Origin of the sequence: Nocardia neocaledoniensis, assembly GCF_029868625.1 — a bacterium.
GTDB lineage: Bacteria > Actinomycetota > Actinomycetes > Mycobacteriales > Mycobacteriaceae > Nocardia > Nocardia neocaledoniensis_A.
In genome coordinates this window covers 1-1,501 of sequence record NZ_JARWOJ010000083.1, presented here as the reverse complement: position 1 = coordinate 1,501, position 1,501 = coordinate 1, and the positions used below count along the sequence as shown (strand labels likewise).

Here is a 1,501-nt window from a genome sequence, read left to right as displayed (position 1 = left end):
CGGGGGGCGCGGGAAGGGGGGCCCCCCCCCCGGGGGGCGCGGGCCCCCGCCCCGGCCCCCCCCGGGGGCGCACCCCCTTGGGGGGGCCGGTGGCCCCCCCGCGGGTGGGCGGGGCGGCCGAGCGCGCCGCCGCGGCGGGGGTCCGGCGCGACGGCATCGTGATCGATCCCACCCACGATTTCGGGAAAAACACCTATCACGGGCTCGAGTTGTTGCGCGGAATCGACGGTCTTGTAAAAACCGGATGGCCAGTCTTGATGGCACTGAGTAACAAGGACTTTATCGGGGAGACTCTAGGTGTCGGTCTGACCGAGAGGGTCGAGGGCACACTGGCGGCAACCGCATGGTCGGCCGCGGCGGGCGCTCGCATCTTCCGGGTTCACGAAGTCGCCGAGACCCGGCGAGTCGTGGACATGATCGCCGCGATCCAGGGCATCCGGCCCCCCGCACGAACTCTGCGAGGTCTGGCATGAAAATCCAACACCGCGAGCCCGCCTGGGCGACCACTCACACCTGGGACACCCCCGACTGGACGGTCGGCGAACTCGTCGCCGCCAAGGCCGGCCGCACCGTCTCCGTGGTGCTGCCCGCGCTGAACGAGGAAGACACCGTCGCCGACGTGGTGGCCAGCATCCGGCCGCTGCTCGGCACCCTCGTCGACGAACTGATCGTGCTCGACTCCGGGTCCACCGACGCCACCGCCGCCCGCGCCCGCGCGGCCGGCGCCGAGGTGATCACCCGCGAGGAGGCGGTCCCCGAACTCGAACCGGTGCCGGGCAAGGGCGAGGTGCTGTGGCGCTCGCTGGCCTGCACCAGCGGTGACCTGATCGCCTTCGTCGACTCCGACCTGATCGACCCCGATCCGGCCTTCGTGCCCAAGCTGCTCGGGCCGCTGCTCACGATGCCGGACACGCACCTGTCCAAGGCGTACTACCGGCGCCCGCTGCGCCAGGGCGAGTCCGTCGACGCCAACGGCGGTGGCCGGGTCACCGAGCTGGTGGCCCGTCCGCTGCTGGCCGCCCTGCGGCCCGACCTGGCCCAGGTGCTGCAGCCGCTCGGCGGCGAGTACGCCGGCACCCGCGAACTACTCACCGCCGTGCCCTTCGCGCCCGGCTACGGCGTGGAGATCGGGCTGCTGCTCGACACCTACGACCGCCTCGGCCTCGACGCCATCACCCAGGTGAATCTCGGCGTCCGCACCCACCGCAACCGCCCGCTCTCGGACCTCGGCGTGATGAGCAGGCAGATTCTCGGAACCGCCCTGCGCCGCAGCGGAGTTCCCGATTCCGGCGCTGCCCTCACCCAGTTTCCGATGATCGGTGGCGAATTCATCCCGCACACGACCGAGGTCTCCCTGGAGGACCGTCCGCCGATGAACACCCTTCGGCCGGAACAGGTCGCGGCCTAGCGGACAGCCACAGGGCGCCACGCCACGTAGGCGAGGCGCCCACATCGTGCGCGCGCTGGCATGGGATACCCCCCGCGAGCCGGTGATCGGGGG

At 71.9% G+C, this 1,501-nt stretch carries 2 protein-coding genes; both read left to right on the top strand.

Translation table 11 applies throughout. The features are described 5' to 3' along the window. Positions 1-473: dihydropteroate synthase (locus QH270_RS05340; RefSeq protein WP_432420295.1), on the top strand; the 473-nt coding region annotated here is incomplete at its 5' end. Continuing rightward, complete coding sequence (locus QH270_RS05335; protein WP_280339229.1) at positions 470-1,408, top strand: glucosyl-3-phosphoglycerate synthase; 939 nt, start codon at positions 470-472, stop codon at positions 1,406-1,408. The genes QH270_RS05340 and QH270_RS05335, both read left to right, overlap by 4 nt. Positions 1,409-1,501 lie beyond the last annotated feature (93 nt).